We start from the raw sequence: 22,247 nt of genomic DNA on the forward strand, positions 1-22,247 counted from the left end.
GCAGGCGCACATGCATACGCTCTACCTGATCGCGATCGTCGCCGAAGCGATGTCGGGCGCGCTGATGGGCATGCGGCGCGGGATGGACCGGTTCGGCCTCGCGCTCGTCGGCGCGGTGACCGCGCTGGGCGGCGGCACCGTGCGCGACGTGCTGCTCGGCCGCTATCCGCTGACCTGGGTCGCGCACCCCGAATACCTGCTGCTGACGCTCGCGGCGGCGACGTTCGCGTCGATGACGGCGACGCACGTCGCGCGGCTGAAGTCGCTGTTCACGGCCGTCGACGCGCTCGGGCTCGCGGCGTTCTCGATCATCGGCTGCGACGTCGCGGCGACCGTGAACGGCAGCCCGGTCGTGATCGTGCTCGCCGGCGCGATCACCGGCGTCTGCGGCGGGATGCTGCGCGATCTGCTCTGCAACGAGATGCCGCTCGTGCTGCGCAGGGAGCTGTACGCGAGCGTCGCGCTGCTGACGGGCGGGCTGTATGTCGGCATGAAGGCGGTCGGCGCCGCGGAAGGCTTCGCGACCGTCGCCGCGCTGGCCGCGGGATTCGCGCTCCGGATGCTCGCCGTGCGGCGCGGCTGGCGGTTGAAGGCGTTTCACACGGCCGACGCCGGCTGACGCCGCCGCCGCGCGCGCTGTAGTCGCTCATTGGCCGCTCAGGCGGGCACGATGACGGGCGCGACGCCGTCGCCCGCATCGACGAGCCGCACGCGAAAGCCGTAGCAACGTTCGATCAGCGCGGGGCGCAGCACGTCGGCGGGCGCGCCGTCGGCGACGATCGCGCCGCCCGCGAGCATCGCGATGCGATCCGCATGGCGCGCGGCGAGATTCGGATCGTGGACGATCGTCAGCACGCCGAGGCACCAGTCGCGCGACAGGCGCCGAACCGTGTCGAGCAATTGATGCTGGTGCGCGAGGTCGAGCGCGGCGGTGGGTTCGTCTAGCAGCAGGTAGCGCGGCGCGTGTGCCGCGTCCGCCGACGGCCAGAGCTGCGCGAGCACGCGCGCGAACTGCACGCGGGCGAGCTCGCCGCCCGACAGCGTCGTCACGTCGCGCGTGTCGAGTGTCGATGCGCCGGCGAGCGCGAGCGCCTGCGACGCAATCTCGCCGTCCTCGCGCGCGAGTGCGCCCGCGCGGCGCGCGTGCGGGTAGCGGCCGAGCAGCACGATGTCGCGCGCGCCGAACGCGAACGCGGGCCGCGAGGCCTGCGGCAGCACCGCGCGCAGCCGCGCGAGGCGCGTCGCGTCGATCGCGTGAAGCGGCTCGCCGTTCAGCGCGACGTCGCCGCGCACCGTCGCGCCGCGCGCGCGGCCGCCGGCCGGCAGGTCGCCCGCGAGCGCGCCGAGCAGCGTGCTCTTGCCCGCGCCGTTGCGGCCGAGCAATGCGGTGACGCAGCCGGGCGCGATCCGGATCGACAGATCGTCGAGGACGACGCGGCCGTCGCGCGCGACGTGGAGGTGTTCGGCAGTCAGCATGGCGTTCGATCGGATGTCGGTTCGCGCGGCGGCGCGGCGGGTCGAGAAAGGCTGCGCGCGTTCCCGTTCGGAATTGGGGCGGCGAATGTCTTGACGCGGCAGGATGCTTGACGCGCGCGGGCGTTTGCCGCACGCGGACGATCTGGTTGCGTGCGCAACGTCATGCTCCCAACGCGCCGCGCCGCTTCCTCAGCAGCGCGAGAAAGAACGGCGCGCCGATCAGCGCGGTGAGGATGCCGAGCGGAATCTCGGCCGGCGCGGCGAGCGTTCGCGCGGCGAGATCGGCGGCCACCGCGAGCAGCGCGCCGAAAAGCGCCGCGCCCGGCATCACGATCCGCTGATCGGGGCCGGCCGCGAGCCGCACGCAATGCGGCGCGACGAGCCCGATGAAGCCGATCGCGCCGGTGCATGACACGAGCGCGCCGACGCACATCGCGGCTCCGACGAGCACGCGCCGCTTCACGCGCGACACCGGCACGCCGAGATGCATCGCTTCGCTTTCGCCGAGCTGCAGCGCGTTCAGCGCGTGCCGCTCGCGCGCGAGCAGCGCGCCGCCGGCGAGCGCGAACGGCGCGACGGCGGCGATCGTGCGCCATTGCGCGCCGCCGACGCTGCCGAGGCTCCAGAACGTCAGCGAGCGCAGTTGCACATCGTCGGCGATGTACGTGAGGAGCCCGATCGCCGCGCCGGCGAGCGCGTTGATCGCGATGCCGGCGAGCAGCAGCAGCGGCAGCGCGAGCCGGCCGCGCGCGACCGCGAGCCGGTAGACGAGCGCCGCGACCGCGAGCGCGCCGGCGAACGCGGCGACGGGCAGCAGGCCGAGCACGACCGGCGCCGCGACGAGCGGGCCGAGCACGATCAGCGCCGACGCGCCGAGCGCCGCGCCGCTCGATACGCCGATCAGGCCCGGATCGGCGAGCGGATTGCGAAAGAGCCCCTGCATTGCCGCGCCGGCCGCGCCGAAGCCGGCGCCGACGAGGAGCGCGAGCGCGACGCGCGGCACGCGGATGTCGACGAGCACCGCGCGCGCCTGGCGCAGCGCGGCGTCGCCCGCGAGCTGTGCGTCGGTCGCGGCGAGCGCGTCGAGCAGTTGCGCGGGCGAGAGCCGGTACGCGCCGAGGCAGAGCGCGGCGATCGACGCGGCGGCGAGCGTGGCGGCGAGCGCGGCGAGCGTCCATCGCGCGCGCCGCCGGCGCAGCGCGGCGATGGCCGACGAGGCGAGCGCCGGACGGCGCTCGGCGGGCGTCGGGTCGACCGAAGGGGAACGGGCGGCGAGGCTCATCGTGAGGAATCGAACGGGATGGGCGGCGAGACGGCCGACGCGCGTGCACGGCGGCCGCCGACAAGCGGCGCGAGCCGGGCGGCAAGCGTCGCGTCGCGGCGCGCGATGTCATGCGCGTTGGCGCTGGCCGAATGAGCGCGTGCAGCCAAGACAACTTCAGGAACCCGAACGATCGCCAATGTGCGATGTGCGGTGCGGCGTGCCGCGACGCGCTGGATGACACGCCGTCGAAGCCGCGCGTTCATGCGAGCACGCTGTTCAAGCGCCGCTGCAACGCGGCGACCGCCTGCGGCAGACGCGGCCCGAAGCCGAGCAGAAACAGCGCATCGAGCGACACGACGCGCCGCGCGCGCGCGGCCGGCGTCGCGTCGAAGCCGGGCGCGGCGAGCAGCGCATCGCGTCCGCCGGCCGCCCGCAGCCCTTCGTCCGAGATCAGCACGACGTCGGGCGCCGCCGCGACGAGCGCCTCGGCGGTCAGCGGCTTGTAGTGATCGAATCCCTGCATCGCGTTGTGCGCGCCCGCATAGCGGATCATCGCGTCGGCGGCCGTCTGTTGGCCGGCGGCGAGCGCCTGGTTGCCGGTGTGGTTCAGCACGAACAGCACGCGCGCGGGCGTGCGCTGCGGCGTGTGCGGCGGCGCGGCGTCCACCGCCGCGCGCGTCGCGAGCCAGTCGCGATCGAAGCGGGCGAGCAGCATGTCGCCCGTGGCCTGCAGCGACAGCGCATCGGCGACGCCGCGAATCTTGCGGCGCACCGATTCGACGTCGTGCGCCTCGTCGAACGTCGTGACGGCGACGCCCGCGCGCGTGAGCTGCGACAGCGCGGCCAACGGGCCGGCTTCCGCCGACGCGAGCACGAGATCGGGCCGCAGCGACAGCAATCCCTCCGCCGACAGCGCGCGTTGATAGCCGACCTTCGGCAACCGGCGCGCGGCCTCCGGATACGTGCACGTGGTATCGGTGCCGACGAGTTCGTAGCGTGCGGTTCGCGCGCCGCCGAGCGCGTAGATCGTCTCGGCGAGCGCACCGCCGATCGCGACGACGCGCTTCGGCGGCGCGCTCGCCGGCGCGCGCGCGAACGCGCCCGGATGCGCGGCCGCGAACACGAGCGCGCCCGTGCCCGCGAGCCACGCGCGCCGGCGTGCATCGATGCGCGGCGGCTTGCTCATCGCGCGGCCTCGGCGGCGGCTGAGCCGGGCGCGCCGGGCGCGCAGGCCGTGTCTACCGCGTCCGCCCCATCTGTCGCATCGATTTTCGGCAGCGCGCCGACCAGCTCGCGCCAACCCGCGAGCTCCGGCTGCCCCGGCTTGCGCGCGCCGAACAGCATCGCGATGTTGTCGCCCGCCGCGTCGAACAGCTCGACCGACGTGACGACGCCGTCGCTCGTCGGCTTCCTCACGGCCCATGCGGACGCGACGAGATCCTCGCGCAGATGAAGGTTGAAATCCTTGTCGAGCACGTTGATCCACGCACCCATGCGGCGGATGTTCGTCACGGTGCCAGTATGGATCTGGATCATGCCGCGGTTGCCGACGAACACCATGATCGGCAGCCGCGTCTGCGCGGCGCGCTCCAGCACGCGCCGCGCCGCGTCGGTCGCGACGCGATGCGCGCGCGCCGCGCCGGCGAGCCGCAGTGCCTGCGTGCGCGACACGCCGAAGCGGCGCACGACGCCGTGGAACTGGTGCGTGTCCGTCATCGCGTCCCATGCGGCGCGCAGGCCCGCGGCGTCGACGTCGTAGTCGGGCCGCTCGGCGCACGCGCGCGGCGCGGGCTCGACCGCGAACGTCGGCGATTGCGCGGGCATCCGCCAGCGCGACACGAACGCGTCGAATGCATCGTGATCGCTGTGCTTGCGCAGGTAGACCTTGTGCACCGCATCGCCTTGTGCGTCGAAGAACTGCAGGCTCTTCATCACGCCGTGCGCGGTCGGCTCGTGGACGGCGAAGCCCGCCGCCCAGTTGCGATAGAAGATCCGCAGGTCGATCGCGCCGAGCGCGAGGCCGACCGGGCCGTCGTGGCTCATCTGATCGAACGCGCCGTCCTTCTCGTGCACGGCGGCCGCGTTGCGCGTGAGCGCCATCACGCCGGCGAGGCGCGGCGTCTCCTCGAACAGCTCGACGAAGCTCGGCTCGAGCCGCACGACGCGCTCGCCCGCGAATGCGGCGAGCGCCTCGCCTTCGCTCACGCCGAGCAGTTGCGCGACGTCGCGGTTGCGCAGCTTGCGGGTTTCTTTCAGATGCAGGAACGCGTCGCGCAGTTCGCCGGGCGCGAGCGCGCGGGTGGACGAAGAGGCGGGAGCGGCGGTGTTCATCATGTCGGAGATCCTCGATGGCCGGACGAACCGGTTGGATAAAAAGCGTGCGGGCCGCATCAGAAATCCACCTTCATGCTGAGCGCGACGCTGCGGCCCGGGGCGGTGTATGCGTCGAGCACGTTCGAATTGGCGGCGATGCCGCGCACGTCCGACCAGTTCCAGTACTTGCGGTCGAACAGGTTGTGAATGCCCAAGTAGGCGCTCACGTGCTTGTTGAACCGATAGCCGCCGCGCAGGTCGACGACGAGCGACGACGGCGGCGTGTAGCACGTCTTGTTCTGGCACGCGGCCGACGACACGTCGCGGCCGCGCTTGCCCGCCTGGAACAGCACGTCGGCCTGCGCGAACCAGCGCTCGCCCGGCTCGTAGCGCACGCCGAACACGGCGGAGAACGGATTGATCGTGTCGAGCGGCTCGCTCGCCGCGCCGTTGTCCTGCGTCGTGCCCTTCGTGAACGCCATCGCGCTCTTCAGCGTGAAGCCGTTCGGCATCACCCACTCGGCGCGCCCTTCGAAGCCGTGGATGCGCGCGTTCGCGAAGTTCACGTACTGGAACACGAGCGGATCGTTCGGCCGGCCGCTGCCGCCGATCGTGCGCTGCGAGATGAAGTTCCGATAGCGGCCGGCGAACGCGGCGACGCTGTAGCGCAGCGGCCCGTAGCCCGTGCCGAGCGTGCCGCGCAGGCCCGCTTCGAGCGTGTCGCTCGTCTCGGGCTTCAGGTTCGGATTGCCGATCGATGTATAGCCATAGATCGGATTCGAGAAGCTGTTGTTGACCTGGTCGGGCGTCGGCGTGCGAAAGCCGTGCGCGTACTGCGCGTATGGAATCAGCGCGGGCGCCACTTCGTAGAGCACCGCGACGCGCGGCGACAGCTCGTGATCGCTCGAGCTGACCGTCTTGCCGGTGAAGAGCGGATCGCCTGCAGCCGGGCTTAGCCGATACGCGTCGAAGCGCAGGCCCGGCGTGACGAGCAGCTTGCCGAAGCCGATCTGGTCCTGCACGAACGCGCCGAGCAGCGTGTAGTCGGTATCCGGAAACGCCTTGTTCGGGAACGATTCGCCGGGGCTCGCGATGGTGCCGTCGCGCAGGCTCTCGATGCGATCGAGGCTGCCGTCGACGCCGTACAGCAGCTTGTGCGCGAGCGGCCCGGTCGCGAAGCCGCTCTCGGCGAACGCGGAGCCGCCGAACGCGCGCTCGCTGTAGTGGTTCGAGCGCGAGCGCGATTGCAGGCCGCCGCCGCGCGTCTCGAACGCGTCCTGATCCTGCTTCGACTCCTGATAGTAGAGCTGCACGTGCGCGGTCTGGAACCCGCGCGCGGCGGCGTCGTGGAAATCGTAGTCGACGCTGAAGCGGTTGCGCTCGAGCCTGTCGTTCGCGGCGAGGCCGAGCGTCGTGGGCGGATTGATCGCCGACAGCACGTTCGTGTCGATTCGGCGCCGCACCGTCTCGGCGGTGAGCTTGAACGTGTCGCGCGACGTCGGCGTGATCGTCAGCTTGCCGAGCAGCGATTCCGTGTAGACGTCCTGAGGATTCGCGGTCGTACGCTTCGTGCTCGCGGAATTGTCGTCGCCGTGCGTGTCGGCCTCGTGGCCGCGGCGGCCGGATGCGATCAGCATCCCCTGCACGCGGTCGTTGCCGCCCGCCGCCGCCACGGCCGCGCCGACGCTGCGGTCGACCGAGTCGTAGCTCGGCCGGAACGAGAAATAGGTCTTCTTCCGATAGATCGACAGCAGATCGGACGGATTTTTCGTGATGAAGTTGACGGCGCCCGTCAGACCGTCGCTGCCGTACAGCGTCGACGCCGGGCCGCGCAGGATCTCGATGCGCTCGAGCGTGTCGAGATCGGCGTAATCGCCGCGGCCGGCCTCGAGCGGACCGAACGAGAACGCGCTCGGCAGCCGGATGCCGTCTTCCATCAGCAGCACGCGGTTGCCTTCCAGGCCGCGGATGTTGATGCTCGAATCGCCGTCGCGGCCGCCGCCGAGCGCGGCGTTCGCCGGCCGGTACGCGGTGCGGCGCACGGTGACGCCCGGCTCGTAGCGCAGCGCGTCCTTGATGTTGTCGGCCTGCTGTTCTTCGAGGTCCGAATCGGTGATCACCGATACGCTCGCCGCGGTGCGGCTTGCGGCCGATGCGGTGCGCGTCGCGGTGACGGTGATCGGGTCGAGCGCGTGCGCGTCGGCGCGCGTGGCGGCGGTCGTTGCGTGCCGCACTTGCGGCGCGGACGCGGCGAGCGGCGGCGCGGCGGCTGCGGGTTCGGAAGCGGCGCCCGCGGCGCGCGCGGCCGCGGCGTAGAGGCCGAAGGCCCCGAACAGCGCGGCGCGAAGCGGCCGCCGCGCCAACAGAGGTTGATGCACGGTGTGGTCTCCCAGTGACGTTTGAGCCCGGAGGCTGGCTGGGTGACGCGTGCACCTGGCTGGCGCCCGCGCGCCTTTATGGCGCGGGCAGGTTGAAAGGAAAAGTTCGTGAAAACGAACAGGAAGTGTAATTGAGAATCATTCGCAATTCAATCGGCAAAAATGTCGTTACCGACTGGGCGGAGGGGCGGCGAGTGACGGGGGCGTCGTGAGGCTGGGCGATGTCAGCCAGCGGTCGAGCATTGTCAGGACGGGGACGCGCGCACGGCGTCGCCGTCGCGGCGAATATCGCGCCGCTCGCAGCCCGCCGCGTTGCACCGCCGCCGCGCGATCCGCCCGCGCGGGCATGCGTCACGCCATCGATTCGAGCCGAATCAGCAGCTTGCGCACGTGCGCGAGAAACGCGTCGTGCGCTTCCCGGTCGTGCGGGGCCTCGAGGCGCGACGTCTCCGCGAGCTGGATCTGCCGGTCGAATTCGTCGGCGAGCGCCTGGCGCGTTTCGAGCGGAAGCACGCGAATCAACGAGACGAACAGCAACTCCTGAGCGTGAAGCACGCCGGACAGCGCCTGGACGTTCATGCCGACCTCCGTCGAAGAGAGCGCAGCGGCGCCGCGGGATCGCGGGCCGCCCGTCTTTTCATACTAGGTCCACCGCGCGCAAAAGCCGAGCGGCCGAGCGGCGCGCGGTTTCGCCGCGTCGCGAAGCGCGGGCGTCTGGCCGCGGCGCGGACGAAGCGGCGCGATGCGCGCCATGCCCGTCATGCGTGTGCGCACTCGCCGAGCATCCATTCGCGCAGCAGCCGCAGCGACGCGCTCGTCTGCAGCCGCTCCGGCGCGTAGCACAGGTAATGGCCCTGCTCGTCGACGTCGACGGGCGCGTCGAGCGGCTGCACGAGCGTGCCGGCCGCGAGCGGCGCGCGAATCAGGAACGCGGGAATGAGCGCGATCCCGAGCCCTGCCTGCGCCGCCTGGATCAGCACCGAGTATTGCTCGAAGCGCGGGCCGGCGAGCGCGTTCATCTGCGTGACGCGATGCCGGTCCGCCCACGCGAGCCACGCGCATTCGGCCTGCTCGTGCACGAGACGCGGCGCGGCGGCGATGTCCGCGGGTTCGCGCAGCGCGTGGCGCTCGGCGAATTCGGGCGCGCACACGGGCACGAACGTGCGGCCGTCGAGATAGTCGCACTGGACGCCTTCCCAGCGGCCGTCGCCGTAGCGGATCGCCGCATCGAGCCCGAGCGGGAACGGGTCGCCCGGCGCGAGGTGGCGCCGGAAGCTCAGCGTGAGGTCGGGCGCGGTTTCGAGAAAGCGCGGCAGGCGCGGCACGAGCCATTTCGTCGTGAAGGTCGGCACGCTCGCGATCGTCAGCAGATCGCTGTCCTCGCGCGCACTCAGCAATTCGAGCGATGCATTGCCGATCTCGCGCAGCGGCCCCGCGACGCGCGCCTGATAGACCCGCCCCGCGCGCGTGAGCGCGAGATTGCGGCCTTCGCGCACGAACAGCCTCACGCCGAGCAGCGCCTCGAGGCTCGCGATCTGCCGGCTGACCGCGCTTGGCGTGAGGCCGAGCTCGCGCGCCGCGTACGAAAAATTCAGATGTTTCGCAGAACTGGCGAATGCATGCAGCTCGGCGACGTTCGGATACAGATGCTTCATCGCGAAGTATTCCGTCGATGCAAAGAGCGATGCGGAGTTTGTACGTTTTTTTCATGACGATGCCATGTCGCGCGCCCACACTGGCGGCCGTCGTCGCGATCCGCGCAACGCCTGCCCCGGCGGGCGTTTCGCGTGACGCTTCCTTTCGTCGCCCGTGAGTGCCGCCATGCGTTCATCCACCACCGCCGAGCTTGCCGGCGGTATTCCGTTTCGTCGCAGCAAGCGCCGCCCGTCGTTCGGCGCCATCGTCGTCAACGGCGTCGTCGCGCTGTTCGCGTTGTATCTGCTGATGCCGATCGTGCTGTTGCTGATCGGATCGGTCGGGCAGAGCTGGACGAACACGCTGCTGCCCGTCGGCTTCACGTGGCGCTGGTTCGCCGAACTGGCCGCCGATCCGAGCTTCCAGCGCGCGTTCGGCGTGAGTTTCGTCGTCGCGCTCGCGTGCTGCGCGCTCGACACGGTGGTCGGCGTGCCGCTCGCGTATGCGCTGCATCATCGCGCGCTTCGCGGCCGCGGCATGGCCGCGCGCGCCGTGATGCTGATGCCGGTCGGCGTGCCGGCGCTCACGCTCGGCTTCGGCTACATCGTGGTCTTCGGCTCAGACGCGCTGCCGTGGCTCGGCACGCTGCCGCTGATGATCGCCGCGCATGCGGTGCTGACGCTGCCGTATCTGCTGCAGACACTGTTGAGCGATCTGCGCCACCTCGATCTCGCGAAGCTCGAAGCCTGTGCGGCGACGCTCGGCGCGCCGCCGCTGCGGCAGTTTTTCACGATCGTGCTGCCGAACTTGCGGCAGAGCCTCTTTTCCGGGCTCGTGATGGTCGCGGCGCTGTCGATCGGCGAGTTCCAGGTATCGAACCTGATTGCCGGCTTTCGCTACCGCAATTTCCCCGTCGTGCTGCTGCAGGCGTTCTACGGCGCGTCCGGCATTGCCTGCGCGGCGACCGTCGTGCTGCTGCTGCTCGCCGTATTCGCGACGCTCGCATCGATCCACACCGTGCAACGACTGAAGTGAAGCCATGAGCCTCGAATTCGACAACGTCAGTTTCAGATACCCCGGCGCGGCGCACGGCGTCGACGCCGTCACGCTGCGCGCGCAGCCGGGCGAGCTGCTCGCCGTGATCGGCCGCAGCGGTTCCGGCAAATCGACGCTGCTGCGGCTGAGCGCGGGCCTCCTCGACGGCTACGCCGGGCGCATCGCGATCGGCGGCGCCGACATGGCGGGCGTGCCGGTGTGGCGGCGCGAGGTCGGCATGGTGTTTCAGCAGTACGCATTGTTTCCGCATCTGTCCGTCGCCGACAACGTCGCGTACGGGCTGCGCATGCGCGGCGTCGCGGCCGCCGAGCGCCGGCGGCGCGCGCTCGAGATGCTCGAGCGCGTCGGCCTCGCCGCGCATGCGGCGCGCAGCACGACGCAACTGTCGGGCGGCCAGCAGCAGCGCGTGGCGCTTGCCCGCGCGCTCGTGATCGAGCCGGCGCTGCTGCTGCTCGACGAGCCGCTCGCCGCGCTCGACGCGGGCATCCGGCATCAATTGCGCGACGAGATCCGCGCGCTGCAGCGCGCGTGCCGCGCGACGACGCTCTTCGTCACGCACGATCAGGATGAGGCGCTCAGCATGGCGGATCGCGTCGCGATCGTCGACGGCGGGCGCGTGCTGCAAGTGGGCACGCCGCGCAGCCTGTACGAGCGGCCGGTATCCGCGCAAGTCGCGCGCTTCATCGGCCATTCGACGATCCTGCGCGGCCGCGTGCAATCGAGCGGTACGGTCGACGTGCGCTTCGCGACGCTGTGCGCGGACACGGGCGCGCATCAGCCGGGCGCGGAAGTCGCCGTGCTGGTGCGCCCCGAGCACGTGGAGCCCGATCCGCCCGCTCAGCGCGTGAACCGCATTGAAGGCGCGCTGGGCGAAGTCCGCTACTTCGGCGCGACGCATCGCTACGACTTCGTGCCGCATGGCGCGGCGCATCCGCTGCTGTGCGAGGGCCGCGTGCTCGCCGCGCGCGGCGTCGCGATCGAGCCGCGCCATCTGCTCGTGCTGCCCGCGTAGGGCAGCGCGCAATGATTGTTTCGTTCAACGGAGATTCACGATGTCTGCAAGTCGATCATTTCTGACGGCGCTGCGCCGCGCCGCGCTCGCGTTCGGCATGTGCGCGACGCTCGCCGCGAACGGCGCGTCCGCCGCGCCGCTCTATGCGGGCGAAGACACGCTCTATGCGAAGGCCGCCGACGAGGGGCTCGTCGTGTCGTTCGACACCGGCCCCGAATGGGCGAACTGGAAGGCGCTGTTCGCGGAGTTCCGCAAGCGCTATCCGAAGATCGAGCTCACGTACAACGACATCGGCTCGGCGGCGACGGTCGTCGCGCTCGACAAGTCGCGCCGCCGTCCGCAGGCGGACACCGCGTACTATTTCGCGGCATCGGCGCTCGACGCGGCGGGCAAGGACGTCGTCGCGCCGTTCAAGCCGATCAACTTCGACAAGCTCCCACCCGTGTTTCGCGAAGCCGACGGCCGCTGGTTCACCGTGCATTCGCTGAATGTCGCGTTCCTCGTCAACCGCAAGCTCGTGAAGAACGTGCCGCAACGCTGGTCCGATCTGCTCAAGCGCGAGTACAAGAACGCGGTAGTCTATCTCGATCCGCGCTCGACCGGGCAGGGGCAGGTGGTCGTGTTCGCGGCGGCGTCCGCGCTCGGCGGCGGTGTCGACAATCCGAAGCCCGGCGCGGAGTTCTTCGGAAAACTGAAGAATGCGGGCAACGTGCTGCGCGTCGAGGGCACGACGCCGTATGCGAAGTTCGTCAAGGGCGAGATCCCGATCCTGATCGGCTACGAGAACGACGGCCTGAAGGCGAAGTACGCGGACGGCATGGGCGACGCCGTCGACGTCGTGATTCCGCAGGACGGCAGCGTGTCCGCGCCGTATGCGATGAGCCTCGTGAAGAACGGGCCGAATCCCGCTGCCGCGCAGCTATGGTTGAACTTCGTGATGAGCGACGCCGGCCAGGCGCTGTTCGCGCGCGGCTACGTGCGGCCCGCGGTGCCGGGCGTCGCGCTCGCGCCCGACGTCGCGGCGAAGATGCCGAACGCGCCGCAGGTGCGCCCGCTCGACGTCGCGAAGGCCGCCGCGCGCAAGGCCGAAGTCGACAGGCTGTGGTCGCAGGCGGCGCTTGGCCAGTAAGGAGCGCGACGTGCAACGATCGTCTCTCGAACGCGGCCTGTTGCGCCGCTTCGGCGCGGCGCCGGCGGGCGGGCTGCTTGCGCTTTTCTTCGTGCTGCCGCTCGCCGCGCTCGTGAGCGCGGCGTTCGCGGAAGGCGGCCGCGCGTTCGCCGCTGTGCTGCGCGACCCGCTCGTCGGCGACGCGATCGGCCGCTCGCTCGCGCTCGCGGTCGGCACGGGCACGCTGTCGACGTGCGTCGGCGTGCCGCTCGCGCTGGCGCTTGCCGATCAGACGCCCGCGCGGCGCCGCTGGTCGCTCGCGCTGCTCGGCGTGCCGCTTGCGTTTTCCGGGCTCGTGATCGCGTATGGCTTCATCCTGACGTTCGGCCGCGCGGGCTTCGTCACGACGCTGCTCGCCGGCTTCGGCGCGGATGCGGCGAAGGTCGGCGGCATGATCTACACGACGTTCGGCCTCGTCGTCGCATACGCGTACTACCTGATTCCGCGCGTCGCGCTGATGCTGTTTCCGGCATTCGCGAATCTCGACCGCAGGCCGCTCGAAGCGGCGATGTCGCTCGGCGCGAAGCCGTGGCGCGCGTGGCTCGACGTCGCGTGGCGCGAGCTGTGGCCGTCGGTCATGGCCGCGTGGTGCCTCGTCACGGCGATCGCGCTCGGCACGTATGGCACCGCGCTCGCGCTCGCCGGCACGCAGATCAACATCCTGCCGCTGCTGATGTACCTGAAGCTGTCCGACGGGCAGACCGATTTTTCGCAGGCCGCCGTGCTGTCGATCGTGTTGACGGCGCTGTGCACATGCGTGCTCGCGATGGGGGAATACGTTGGGCGACGACATCGCTGAATACAAGCCGGATGCGGACGACGCGCTCGCGCGCGTCGCGCTGCGCCAGCGGGGGCCGCGCCGCCATCTGATGCCGGTCGGCCTGATCGGGCCGCGCGACGCGACCGGCGAGCAGTTGCGCATCGCCGAGGCGATCGCGCACGCGCTCGCCGCGACGGGGCTCGCGATCGTCGGCGGCGGCAAGGGCGGCGTGATGGAGGCGGCGGCGCTCGGCGCGCGGCGCGCGAACGGGCTCGCGATCGGCCTGTTGCCCGAGGACGACGCCAACGGCGCGAATCCGCATCTGAGCATCGCGCTGCCGACGGGGCTCGGCATCACGCGCAACGCGCTGATCGCGCGCGCGTCGCTGTGCCTGATCGCGGTCGGCGGCGGGCTCGGCACGCTGTCCGAGATCGCGCTCGGCCTGCAGTGGGGCAAGCCGGTCTTCACGATTTGCGATGCGCCGCAGGTGGCGGGCGTCGAGAACTTCGACGCGCTCGATCCGCTGCTCGCGCGCGTCGCGCAGTGGCTCGCCGATTCGGCGTAGCCGCATCGGGGTTTGGGGGAATGAAGGCGCTTCATTCGTTTGATTCTATTTGGAAGGAATCCTATTCATGAAAAAGGCGGCAGCAGCATTGCTGGTGACGGGGAGCGTGTGCGCCGGCGCGCATGCGCAAGGCACGGTGACGCTCTACGGGATCGTCGACGCGGGGCTCGGCTATACGAGCGACCAGCGCGTCGCGCAGAGCAAGGGGGCGCTCGGCTCGCCCGTCAGCTACCGGAATGAGTCGAGCTACAGCTTCGCGAGCGGCACCTGGTCGGGCAGCCGCTGGGGGCTGAAGGGCAAGGAGGATCTGGGCGGCGGCCTCGCAGCCGTGTTCCAGCTCGAGAACGGCTTCAACATCGGCACCGGACAGGCGGGGCAGGGCGGGCGGATGTTCGGCCGGCAGGCGTGGATGGGGCTGTCGAGCGAACGCTACGGGACGCTCACGATGGGCCGCCAGTACGATCCGATCGTCGACTTCGTCGGCACGATCAGCGCGGGCACGTTCCTGACCGGCATGGGCGCGCATCCGGGCGACCTCGACAACATCGACAACCAGGCGCGCGAGAACAATTCGATCAAGTACGTGAGCCCGAAGTTCGGCGGCCTCACGTTCGGCGCGCTGTACGGCTTCGGCAATCAGGCGGGCAGCGTGAAGAACCAGAGCACGTGGAGCGTCGGCGGCCAGTACGTGAACGGGCCGTTCTCGCTCGGCGCCGCGTACCTGTATGCGACGAACGCGTATGGCGCGAACGGCGGCGCGTGGACGGGCTCGTACGACGGCACGTTCGCTTCGTCGATCAACGAAGGCTTCGCATCGGCGAAGAGCATGCAGATCGTCGCGGCGGCGAGCACCTATCAGATCGGCGCGGTGACGCTCGGCCTGTCGTACAGCAACACGCAGTACAAATCCGGCGCGTTCTCGACGTTCAACGGCACCGCGACGTACAACTCGATCGGCGGCACCGTGTCGTGGCAGGCGACGCCCGAGCTGCGCGTCGCGGCGGGCTACGATTTCACGCGCGGCAGCTCGATCGACGGCCAGTCCGCGCCGAAATACCATCAGGTGAACTTCGCGTCGTACTACTACCTGTCGAAGCGCACCGCGCTGTATGGTCTCGTCGGCTATCAGAAGGCGAGCGGCAAGACGCTCGACGCGTACGGAAACGTCGTCGCGGCGACGGCGTCGGTCGGCGACGTCGGCAACGGCATCTCGTCGGCGGGCGATACGCAGACGCTCGTGCGCATCGGCGTGCGCCACACGTTCTGACGCGCGCTGCGCGCGAGCGCCGGCCGCTTCGCGCAGGCGGCCGGCGCGTGAAACGCGCGTTATTCCGCGGTCGCCGTCTCGGTCGCCTGCGCGAGGCTCAGCACCGTCTGCGCGATCGACTGCGTCGTCGCGAGCGTGTTGATCACGCCGGCGCGCAGCGCGCCGAGAATGCCCGTCGCCTTCGTCGGCTCGCTCGCGGTCGCGATCACGTTCGGAATCCGCTTCAGGTCTTCGAGCGTGAGCCCGATCACGCGGCCGCGCAGCATCGTCGTCGCCGGGCGGCCGTGGATGTCGATGAAGTCGTAGCCCATGATGTCGCCGACGGCGCCCGCGCGCTTCGCCTCCGCCATCTCCTCGGGCGTGAACCAGCCCATGCGGACCATATTGCTGTCCTCGAGGATGTCGCCGATGCCGACGAGCGCGATCGATGCGCGGCGCGCCTTGTCGAGCGACTGGCGCACGACGTCGTTCTCGAGCAGCGCGTTGAAGAGCTGCGGATCATTGACGAGCGCGGGCGCGTACAGCGTCTCGCTCTCGCCGCCGAAGCGCGCGGCGAGGCGCCGGCAGATGTGGTCGGCGTTCATCGTCTCGCCGCCGCGATACGAGCCGCCGATCGCGGAGACGAACGAGCAGTTGCGCTGCGTCGTCGATACCGCATGCCGCGACACCGCGCTCACGTTGCGGCCCATGCCGACCGCGACGATCGTGCCGTCCGCGAGCACGCGGTCGAGATAGCTCGCGACGAGCCCCGCGAGCAGCTCGCGCTGGCTGTCCTGATCCTTGTGATCGACCGAGATGATCGCGCGCTGGATGCCGAAGCGCGTGACGAGTTCCTGTTCGAGATCCTGCACCGCGCGCGGATGATGGCGCACGCGAATCTCGACGATGCCCTCCTCGATCGCGCGCTTGAGCAGCCGGCCCACCTTCGGGCGCGAGATCGCGAACTTCTGCGCGAGTTCTTCCTGCGTCAACCCGTCGACGTAATAGCACTTCGCGAGTTGCGTGAGTTCTTCGTTCGTCATGTCGTTGTCGAGTGGAGCGGCGCGCCGCGCGGCGTCATGAACCGCAGTGCGCGTCGTTCGGGCCGGCCTGGGTGAGGCCCGCCCGGCGTTCGTAGTCGGCGATCCGCTGCACCTTCGGCTGCGAGCGGCCGCCGTCGAATTCTGCCCTAAGCCACGCGTCGACGATGCTGTTCGCGAGCTCGGTGCCGATCACGCGCGCGCCCATCGTGATGATCTGCGCGTCGTTGCTGCGCCGCGCGCGCTCGGCCGAGTAGGTGTCGTGGCACTGCGCCGCGCGGATGCCCGGCACCTTGTTCGCGGAGATCGCGACGCCGATGCCCGTGCCGCACAGCAGGATCGCACGGGCAAACTCGCGCGTAGCGACGCGCTGCGCGACTTCGATCGCGATGTCGGGGTACAGCACCGCCTCGTCCGCGCTGTGCGTGCCGAAGTCGGTCAGCTCGACTTCGGGATGCGCCGCGCGCAGGTGCCGCTTGATCGACTCCTTGAGCGCGTAGGCCGCTTCGTCGCAGCCGATCGCCACTTTCATGGTGGACCTCCGGAGGGCAGGGTGAATGCGCAAATGCACAGGGTTGAGCAATTATAACGACCTGTCTGAACATTTGGCAAAGGGCGAAATTTTGCTCACACGGTACGTCGAATCGATAATTTGCTTGAAAATCAAACGACTAGTGCGTTATTTGTGGTTGTGCTTAGCGTTTACCAGTAATTGACACTCGAAAAAACCGATGATTACCATGCGGTCACGCTGTATCAAATCATCGTGAATGAGCAAAAGTTCATTCGTCATCCGGGATACGACAGTGACTCCTGTTCTGCTCGAAGCAAGCCAGGTAGCGAAGCGGTTCAACGGCGTGAGCGCGTTGCGCGACGGACGCCTGAGCCTCGCGGCCGGGCGCGTGCATGCGCTGTGCGGCGGCAACGGCACCGGAAAATCCACGTTCCTGAACATCCTGATGGGGCTCCTGCGCCGCGACGAGGGCACGATCCGGCTGAACGGCCGCGACGTCGATTTCGCGTCGCCCGCCGAAGCGCTCGCGAGCCGGATGGCGATCATCACGCAGGAGCTGTCGCCGGTGCCGGGGATGACGGTCGCCGAGAACCTGTATCTCGGGCGCGAGCCGACCCGCGCGCGCGTCGTCGTCGATTTCCGCACGCTGAAGCGCCGCGCGCAGGATCTGCTCGACCGCCTCGGCTTCGCGATCGACGCGGGCGCGCCGATGCGGCGGCTGAGCCTCGCGCAGACGCAGCTCGTCGAGATCGCGAAGGCGTTCAGCCACGATTGCCAGGTGATGATCATGGACGAGCCGACGTCCGCGATCGGCGAGCGCGAGACCGAGACGCTGTTCGCCGCGATCCGCAACGTCACCGCGCACGGCACCGGGATCATCTACGTGTCGCATCGGCTGAGCGAGCTGTTCGACATCGCCGACGACTACACGGTGTTTCGCGACGGCGCGTACGTCGAGAGCGGCCGCCTCGCCGACATCGATCGCGCGCATCTCGTGCGCGCGATCGTCGGCCGCGAGATGCCCGTCGTCGACAAGGCGCGCCGGCCCGCGCACGGCGAGCCGTGCCTGAAGGTCGCGGGCCTCGCGCGCGCGGGCGAGTTCGAAGACGTGAGCCTCGACGTGCGGCGCGGCGAGATCCTCGGCATCTACGGGCTGATGGGCTCGGGCCGCAGCGAATTCCTCAATTGCGTGTACGGCTTGACGCGGCCCGACGCGGGCGCCGCGACGCTCGACGGCAAGCCGCTGCCGCACGGCGAGCCAGCGCGGTCGATCCGCGCGGGCATCGCGCTCGTCACCGAGGACCGCAAGGATTCGGGCCTCGTGCTGTCCGGCAGCGTGCAGGAGAACATCGCGATGGCCGCGTACCGTCGCCTGTCGCGCGGCGGCGTGATCCGGCGCTCGCTCGTGCGGCGGCTCGCGCAATCGATGGTCGAGCGGCTGCGGATCAAGGCCGCTTCGCTGCGCATGCCCGTATCGGCGATGAGCGGCGGCAACCAGCAGAAGGTCGTGCTCGCGAAATGCCTGTCGACCGAGCCCATGCTGCTGCTCTGCGACGAGCCGACGCGCGGCATCGACGAAGGCGCGAAACAGGAGATCTATCGGCTCCTCGACGCGTTCGCGCGCGACGGCGGCGCGGTGATCGTCGTGTCGTCGGAGGCGCCCGAGCTGCTGTATCTGAGCGACCGGATCGCCGTGTTCAAGGGCGGCCGCGTCGCCGCCGTTCGCCCGGGCGACGGCGCCACTCAGGAATCCCTGCTCCATCTCGCCTCATGAACAAGACCATGAACACTCAGACCCTGTCCCGTCTCGGCGCGGCGCCCAGGCGCGTCAACGTCGCGGAGCTCGCGAGCCGCTTCGGCATCCCGATCATCTTCGTCGCGCTGTGCGTCGTGCTCGCGTTCGCGAGCCCGTACTTCCTCACGTGGCGCAACTGGAGCGACATCCTGCGGCAGACGTCGATCAACGGCATTCTCGCGATCGGCATGACGTACGTGATCCTGACGAAAGGCATCGACCTGTCGGTCGGCTCGGTGCTCGCGCTCGCCGGCATCGTGAGCGGTCTCGCCGGCGCGGCGGGGCACGGGCTCGCGGCGTCGCTCGCGGTCGGCATCGCATGCGGCGCGGCGCTCGGCGCGATCAACGGCGTGACGATCGCGCGCTTCAATGTGCCGCCGTTCGTCGCGACGCTCGGCATGCTGAGCGTCGCGCGCGGCGTCACGTACATCGTCAACGACGGCAGCCCCGTCGCGAACCTGCCCGACGATTATCTGTCGCTCGGCATCGGCAAGCTCGGCCCGCTCGGCATGCCGGTGCTGATCTTCGCGGCGGTCGCGCTCGCGTGCTGGTGGGTGCTGCGCTACACGACGTACGGCCGCTATCTGTATGCGGTCGGCGGCAACGAGAAGAGCGCGCGGACGTCCGGCATCGGCGTGCGCAAGGTCGTGTTCTCGGTGTACGTCGCGTCGGGCGCGCTCGCCGGCCTCGCGGGGATGATCCTCGCCGCGCGCACGACGTCCGCGCTGCCGCAGGCGGGCGTGTCATACGAGCTCGATGCGATCGCGGCCGTCGTGATCGGCGGCACGAGCCTGTCGGGCGGACAGGGCGGCGTCGTCGGCACGCTGTTCGGCGCGTTGTTGATCGGCGTGATCAACAACGGGCTGAATCTGCTCGGCGTGTCGTCGTATTACCAGCAGATCGCCAAGGGACTCATCATCGTGCTGGCCGTGCTCATCGACGTGGCCCGCAAACAGCAGCGCTGACGCAGCGCATTCCTACCCGGAGGAGACAACAATGCAAACACGAAAGACCTGGTTCGGCCGCATCGCGGCGGCCGCGGCGCTCGGCGCGACGCTCGCGATCATGGCGGCGGGGGGCGCGGCGCACGCGGCGAGCGGACCCTATCGCGTCGGCGCGGCGGTCTACGGGATGAAAGGCCAGTTCATGCAGAACTGGGTGCGCGAGATCAAGGCGCATCCCGCGGTGAAGAGCGGCGCCGTGCAGCTCACGGTGTTCGACGGCAACTACGACGCGCTCACGCAGAACAACCAGATCGAGACGATGCTCACGCAGCAGTACAGCGGCATCCTGTTCGTGCCGATCGACACGAAGGCGGGAATCGGCGTGGCGACGCGCGCGGGGGCGTCGGACACGCCGCTCATCGCATCGAACACGATGCTCGCGACGCCGAAGGTGCCGTACATCGGCAACGACGACGTCGAGGGCGGCCGCCTGCAGGCCGAAGCGCTCGCGAAGCGGATCGGCGGCAAGGGCAGCGTCGTGATCATCCAGGGGCCGATCGGCCAGTCCGCGCAGATCGATCGCGAGAAGGGCGAGATGGAGGTGCTCGCGAAATATCCGGGCATCAAGGTGATCGAGAAGAAGACCGCGAACTGGTCGCGCGCGGAAGCGATGAACCTGATGGAAGACTGGCTCAACGCGCATCCGAAGCAGATCAATGGCGTGATCGCGCAGAACGACGACATGGCGCTCGGCGCGCTGCAGGCGATCAAGAATCGCGGGCTCACGCCGAAGGACATTCCGATCACGTCGATCGACGGGATGCCCGACGCGATCCAGGCCGCGAAGCGCGGCGAGATCACGACGTTCCTGCAGGACGCGCAGGCGCAGTCGCAAGGCGCGCTCGATCTGGTGCTGCGGCAGCTCGTCGGCGCGAGCTACAAGCCGCAGTCGGTGATCTGGCAGCGCTACGCGAAGGATCTGAAGTGGGACGGCGGCACCGCGAAGCGCTACATCCTGCCGTGGGTGCCCGTCACGCCGGCGAACGCCGATCAGTTGTACAAGCAGGTCACGGGCGGTTGAGGGCGGCGGCCATGACGAATCTCTGGGATAGGGCGTTCGACCTGACGGGGCGCGTCGCACTCGTGACGGGCGGCGCGGCGGGCATCGGCCATGCGTGCGCGCGGCTGCTCGCGCAGCGCGGCGCGAGCGTCGCGCTCGTCGATCGGCACCCCGAAACGGCGGGGATCGCCGCGACGCTCGAGGGCGGCGCCGCGCGCCACAGCGGGATGTCGCTCGACCTGCGCGACTGCTCCGCCGCGCAGGCGGGCGTCGCGCTCGCCGCGTCGCGCTTCGGCGGCGTCGACATGCTCGTCAACAGCGCGGGCGTCGCGCTGCTCGACAAGGCGCTCGACGTCGGCGAAGCCGCGTGGGACGCGACGATGGCGATCAACGTGAAGGCATCGTTCTTCGTCGCGCAGGCGGCCGCGCGGCAGATGATCGCGGGTGCGCGCGGCGGGCGGATCGTCAATCTCGCGTCGCAGGCGAGCGTTGTCGGGCTCGAGCGGCATGCCGCGTATTGCGCGAGCAAGGCCGCGATCGTCGGGATGACGAAGGCGCTCGCGCTCGAATGGGCGCCGCACGGCATTACCGTCAACGCGGTGTCGCCGACGATCGTCGAAACGGCGCTCGGCAAGCAGGCATGGGCGGGCGAGGCCGGCGAGCGCGCGAAGCGCGAGATCCCGGCCGGCCGCTTCGCGCAGCCGGGCGAGATCGCCGCGCTCGTGCTCTATCTGCTGAGCGACGCGGCCGCGATGATGACGGGCGAGAACGTCGTCATCGACGGCGGCTACACGGTGCGCTGAAGCGACGGCGGGCCGCGCGGCGGCCGCCGTCATTGCCGGAACTCCGGAACCGATCGACCAATACTCAGGAGACGTTGGATGTCACAGATAGCCGAAGCGCCGCCGCAACGCGCGGCCGAGCGCAGCGATGCGCCCGCGCTGCCCGCCACGATGCGCGCCGTGGTCTGCCACGGCCCGCAGGACTACCGCCTCGAACAGGTGCCGGTGCCGAAGCCGGGGCCGGACGAGATCCTGACCGAAGTGGAGCGCGTCGGCATCTGCATGGGCGACATCAAGACGTTCCGCGGCGCGCCGTCGTTCTGGGGCGACGCGGTGCAGCCGCGCTACGTGAAGCCGCCGATGATTCCCGGCCACGAGTTCGTGTGCCGCGTCGTCGCGCTCGGGCCGCGCGCCGAGCGGCGCGGCGTGAAGGTGGGCGAGCGCGTGATCTCCGAGCAGATCGTGCCGTGCTGGGGCTGCCGCTTCTGCGGGCACGGCCAGTACTGGATGTGCCAGAAGCACGATCTGTACGGATTCCAGAACAACGTGCACGGCGCGATGGCCGAGTACATGATCTTCACGAAGGAGGCGATCGTGCACCGCGTGCCCGATTCGATCCCGACCGACGAGGCGATCCTGATCGAGCCGCTGTCGTGCTCGCTGCACGCGGCCGATCGCGCGGACGTCGGCTTCGACGACGTGGTCGTCGTCGCGGGCGCGGGCACGCTCGGGCTCGGCATCATCGGCGCGGTGCGGCTGCGCCATCCGAAGAAGCTGATCGTGCTCGACATGAAGCCGGAGCGCGCAGCGCTCGCGCTCAGGATGGGCGCGGACGAAGTATGGAATCCGGGCGAGGAGAACGTGATCGAGAAGATCCGCGCGATCACCGAAGGCTACGGCTGCGACATCTACATCGAGGCGACCGGCCACCATCGCGCGGTCGGCCAGGGGCTCGCGATGCTGCGCAAGCTCGGCCGCTTCGTCGAGTTCAGCGTGTTCAACGACGACGCGAGCGTCGACTGGTCGATCATCGGCGACCGCAAGGAGCTCGACGTGCTCGGCTCGCATCTCGGCCCGTACATGTACCCGCGCGCGATCGAGTTCATCGCGTCGCGCAAGATCGACGTGCGCGGCATCGTCACGCACACGTTCCCGCTGTCGCGCTTCGCCGACGCGTTCGCGGTGATGGAGCGCGGCGAGCAATCGTTGAAGGTCGTCCTGGATCCGCGAGGTTAACTG

The 22,247-nt window shown here is 69.9% G+C and carries 22 protein-coding genes; 12 read left to right on the forward strand and 10 right to left on the reverse strand.

Going from position 1 to position 22,247, the window contains the following annotated elements:
* Nucleotides 1–10 precede the first annotated feature (10 nt).
* Nucleotides 11–619 carry a trimeric intracellular cation channel family protein gene (locus WT16_RS25080; RefSeq protein WP_006029060.1) on the forward strand — a complete coding sequence of 203 codons (609 nt, stop codon included), beginning with the start codon at nt 11–13 and terminating at the stop codon, nt 617–619.
* Between the two features lie 38 nt (nt 620–657).
* Here the strand turns inward: WT16_RS25080 and WT16_RS25085 are convergent, their stop codons facing one another.
* The 8 genes from WT16_RS25085 to WT16_RS25115 all read right to left on the reverse strand — a co-directional run bounded on the left by WT16_RS25085 (nt 658) and on the right by WT16_RS25115 (nt 9,086).
* Nucleotides 658–1,476 carry a heme ABC transporter ATP-binding protein gene (locus WT16_RS25085; protein WP_063534476.1) on the reverse strand — a complete coding sequence of 273 codons (819 nt, stop codon included), beginning with the start codon at nt 1,474–1,476 and terminating at the stop codon, nt 658–660.
* Nucleotides 1,477–1,636: 160 nt separating this feature from the next.
* Nucleotides 1,637–2,758 (reverse strand): iron ABC transporter permease, encoded by a 1,122-nt coding sequence (locus WT16_RS25090; protein WP_063532565.1) that lies wholly within the window; start codon nt 2,756–2,758, stop codon nt 1,637–1,639.
* The gene (locus WT16_RS33960) at nt 2,755–3,003 is read right to left on the reverse strand and encodes a hypothetical protein (protein WP_082874663.1); all 249 of its coding nucleotides are present in this window, start codon (nt 3,001–3,003) and stop codon (nt 2,755–2,757) included. The genes WT16_RS25090 and WT16_RS33960 overlap by 4 nt, the downstream gene beginning before the upstream one ends.
* Nucleotides 3,000–3,926 carry a helical backbone metal receptor gene (locus tag WT16_RS25095; protein ID WP_015602662.1) on the reverse strand — a complete coding sequence of 309 codons (927 nt, stop codon included), beginning with the start codon at nt 3,924–3,926 and terminating at the stop codon, nt 3,000–3,002. Before WT16_RS25095 ends, WT16_RS33960 begins: the two co-directional genes overlap by 4 nt.
* Nucleotides 3,923–5,074, reverse strand: coding sequence for a ChuX/HutX family heme-like substrate-binding protein (locus WT16_RS25100; protein WP_063534477.1), 1,152 nt, complete (start codon nt 5,072–5,074; stop codon nt 3,923–3,925). The genes WT16_RS25095 and WT16_RS25100 overlap by 4 nt, the downstream gene beginning before the upstream one ends.
* 56 nt (nt 5,075–5,130) lie before the next feature.
* Nucleotides 5,131–7,416 carry a TonB-dependent hemoglobin/transferrin/lactoferrin family receptor gene (locus WT16_RS25105; RefSeq protein WP_063534478.1) on the reverse strand — a complete coding sequence of 762 codons (2,286 nt, stop codon included), beginning with the start codon at nt 7,414–7,416 and terminating at the stop codon, nt 5,131–5,133.
* Nucleotides 7,417–7,782: 366 nt separating this feature from the next.
* Nucleotides 7,783–8,010 (reverse strand): hypothetical protein, encoded by a 228-nt coding sequence (locus tag WT16_RS25110; RefSeq protein ID WP_006029054.1) that lies wholly within the window; start codon nt 8,008–8,010, stop codon nt 7,783–7,785.
* Nucleotides 8,011–8,189: 179 nt separating this feature from the next.
* Entirely contained in the window at nt 8,190–9,086 is an 897-nt protein-coding gene (locus WT16_RS25115) for a LysR substrate-binding domain-containing protein (protein ID WP_006029053.1), read from the reverse strand.
* 166 nt (nt 9,087–9,252) lie between these two features.
* Here WT16_RS25115 and WT16_RS25120 point away from each other — a divergent pair, with 166 nt between their 5' ends.
* The 6 genes from WT16_RS25120 (at nt 9,253) to WT16_RS25145 (ending at nt 14,894) form a co-directional block, all read left to right on the forward strand.
* Entirely contained in the window at nt 9,253–10,101 is an 849-nt protein-coding gene (locus WT16_RS25120) for an ABC transporter permease subunit (protein WP_063534479.1), read from the forward strand.
* Between the two features lie 4 nt (nt 10,102–10,105).
* The gene (locus WT16_RS25125; RefSeq protein ID WP_006029051.1) at nt 10,106–11,134 is read left to right on the forward strand and encodes an ABC transporter ATP-binding protein; all 1,029 of its coding nucleotides are present in this window, start codon (nt 10,106–10,108) and stop codon (nt 11,132–11,134) included.
* 40 nt (nt 11,135–11,174) lie between these two features.
* Entirely contained in the window at nt 11,175–12,263 is a 1,089-nt protein-coding gene (locus WT16_RS25130; RefSeq protein WP_015602743.1) for an extracellular solute-binding protein, read from the forward strand.
* A 10-nt stretch (nt 12,264–12,273) separates the two neighbouring features.
* On the forward strand, nt 12,274–13,101 hold the full coding sequence (locus tag WT16_RS25135) for an ABC transporter permease subunit (protein WP_015603586.1): 828 nt from the start codon (nt 12,274–12,276) through the stop codon (nt 13,099–13,101).
* Complete coding sequence (locus WT16_RS25140) at nt 13,082–13,627, forward strand: hypothetical protein (protein ID WP_006029048.1); 546 nt, start codon at nt 13,082–13,084, stop codon at nt 13,625–13,627. The genes WT16_RS25135 and WT16_RS25140 overlap by 20 nt, the downstream gene beginning before the upstream one ends.
* Nucleotides 13,628–13,694: 67 nt before the next feature.
* Nucleotides 13,695–14,894, forward strand: a complete 1,200-nt coding sequence (locus WT16_RS25145) for a porin (RefSeq protein ID WP_009914233.1) — start codon at nt 13,695–13,697, stop codon at nt 14,892–14,894.
* 59 nt (nt 14,895–14,953) lie between these two features.
* On the opposite strand, the gene WT16_RS25150 is transcribed toward WT16_RS25145, so the two are convergent.
* Together WT16_RS25150 and rpiB are read right to left on the reverse strand one after the other, a co-directional pair.
* A complete protein-coding gene (locus tag WT16_RS25150) occupies nt 14,954–15,916 on the reverse strand; it encodes a sugar-binding transcriptional regulator (RefSeq protein WP_063534480.1) in 963 nt (320 codons plus the stop codon).
* Nucleotides 15,917–15,950: 34 nt separating this feature from the next.
* On the reverse strand, nt 15,951–16,445 hold the full coding sequence (gene rpiB / locus WT16_RS25155; protein ID WP_015603100.1) for a ribose 5-phosphate isomerase B: 495 nt from the start codon (nt 16,443–16,445) through the stop codon (nt 15,951–15,953).
* Nucleotides 16,446–16,683: 238 nt separating this feature from the next.
* Here rpiB and WT16_RS25160 point away from each other — a divergent pair, with 238 nt between their 5' ends.
* The 5 genes from WT16_RS25160 (at nt 16,684) to WT16_RS25180 (ending at nt 22,244) form a co-directional block, all read left to right on the forward strand.
* Nucleotides 16,684–18,201, forward strand: coding sequence for a sugar ABC transporter ATP-binding protein (locus tag WT16_RS25160; protein ID WP_006029044.1), 1,518 nt, complete (start codon nt 16,684–16,686; stop codon nt 18,199–18,201).
* Nucleotides 18,198–19,187 (forward strand): ABC transporter permease, encoded by a 990-nt coding sequence (locus tag WT16_RS25165; RefSeq protein ID WP_063534481.1) that lies wholly within the window; start codon nt 18,198–18,200, stop codon nt 19,185–19,187. The genes WT16_RS25160 and WT16_RS25165 overlap by 4 nt, the downstream gene beginning before the upstream one ends.
* Before the next feature lie 31 nt (nt 19,188–19,218).
* Nucleotides 19,219–20,247, forward strand: a complete 1,029-nt coding sequence (locus WT16_RS25170; RefSeq protein ID WP_006029042.1) for a substrate-binding domain-containing protein — start codon at nt 19,219–19,221, stop codon at nt 20,245–20,247.
* A gap of 11 nt (nt 20,248–20,258) precedes the next feature.
* Nucleotides 20,259–21,029: an SDR family oxidoreductase gene (locus WT16_RS25175; protein WP_063534482.1), complete on the forward strand. Its 771-nt coding sequence runs from the start codon at nt 20,259–20,261 to the stop codon at nt 21,027–21,029.
* A gap of 78 nt (nt 21,030–21,107) precedes the next feature.
* Complete coding sequence (locus WT16_RS25180; protein WP_015603458.1) at nt 21,108–22,244, forward strand: erythritol/L-threitol dehydrogenase; 1,137 nt, start codon at nt 21,108–21,110, stop codon at nt 22,242–22,244.
* The last annotated feature ends 3 nt before the right edge of the window (nt 22,245–22,247 follow it).

It is taken from the genome of Burkholderia sp. MSMB1589WGS (assembly GCF_001636105.1).
Taxonomy (GTDB): domain Bacteria; phylum Pseudomonadota; class Gammaproteobacteria; order Burkholderiales; family Burkholderiaceae; genus Burkholderia; species Burkholderia humptydooensis.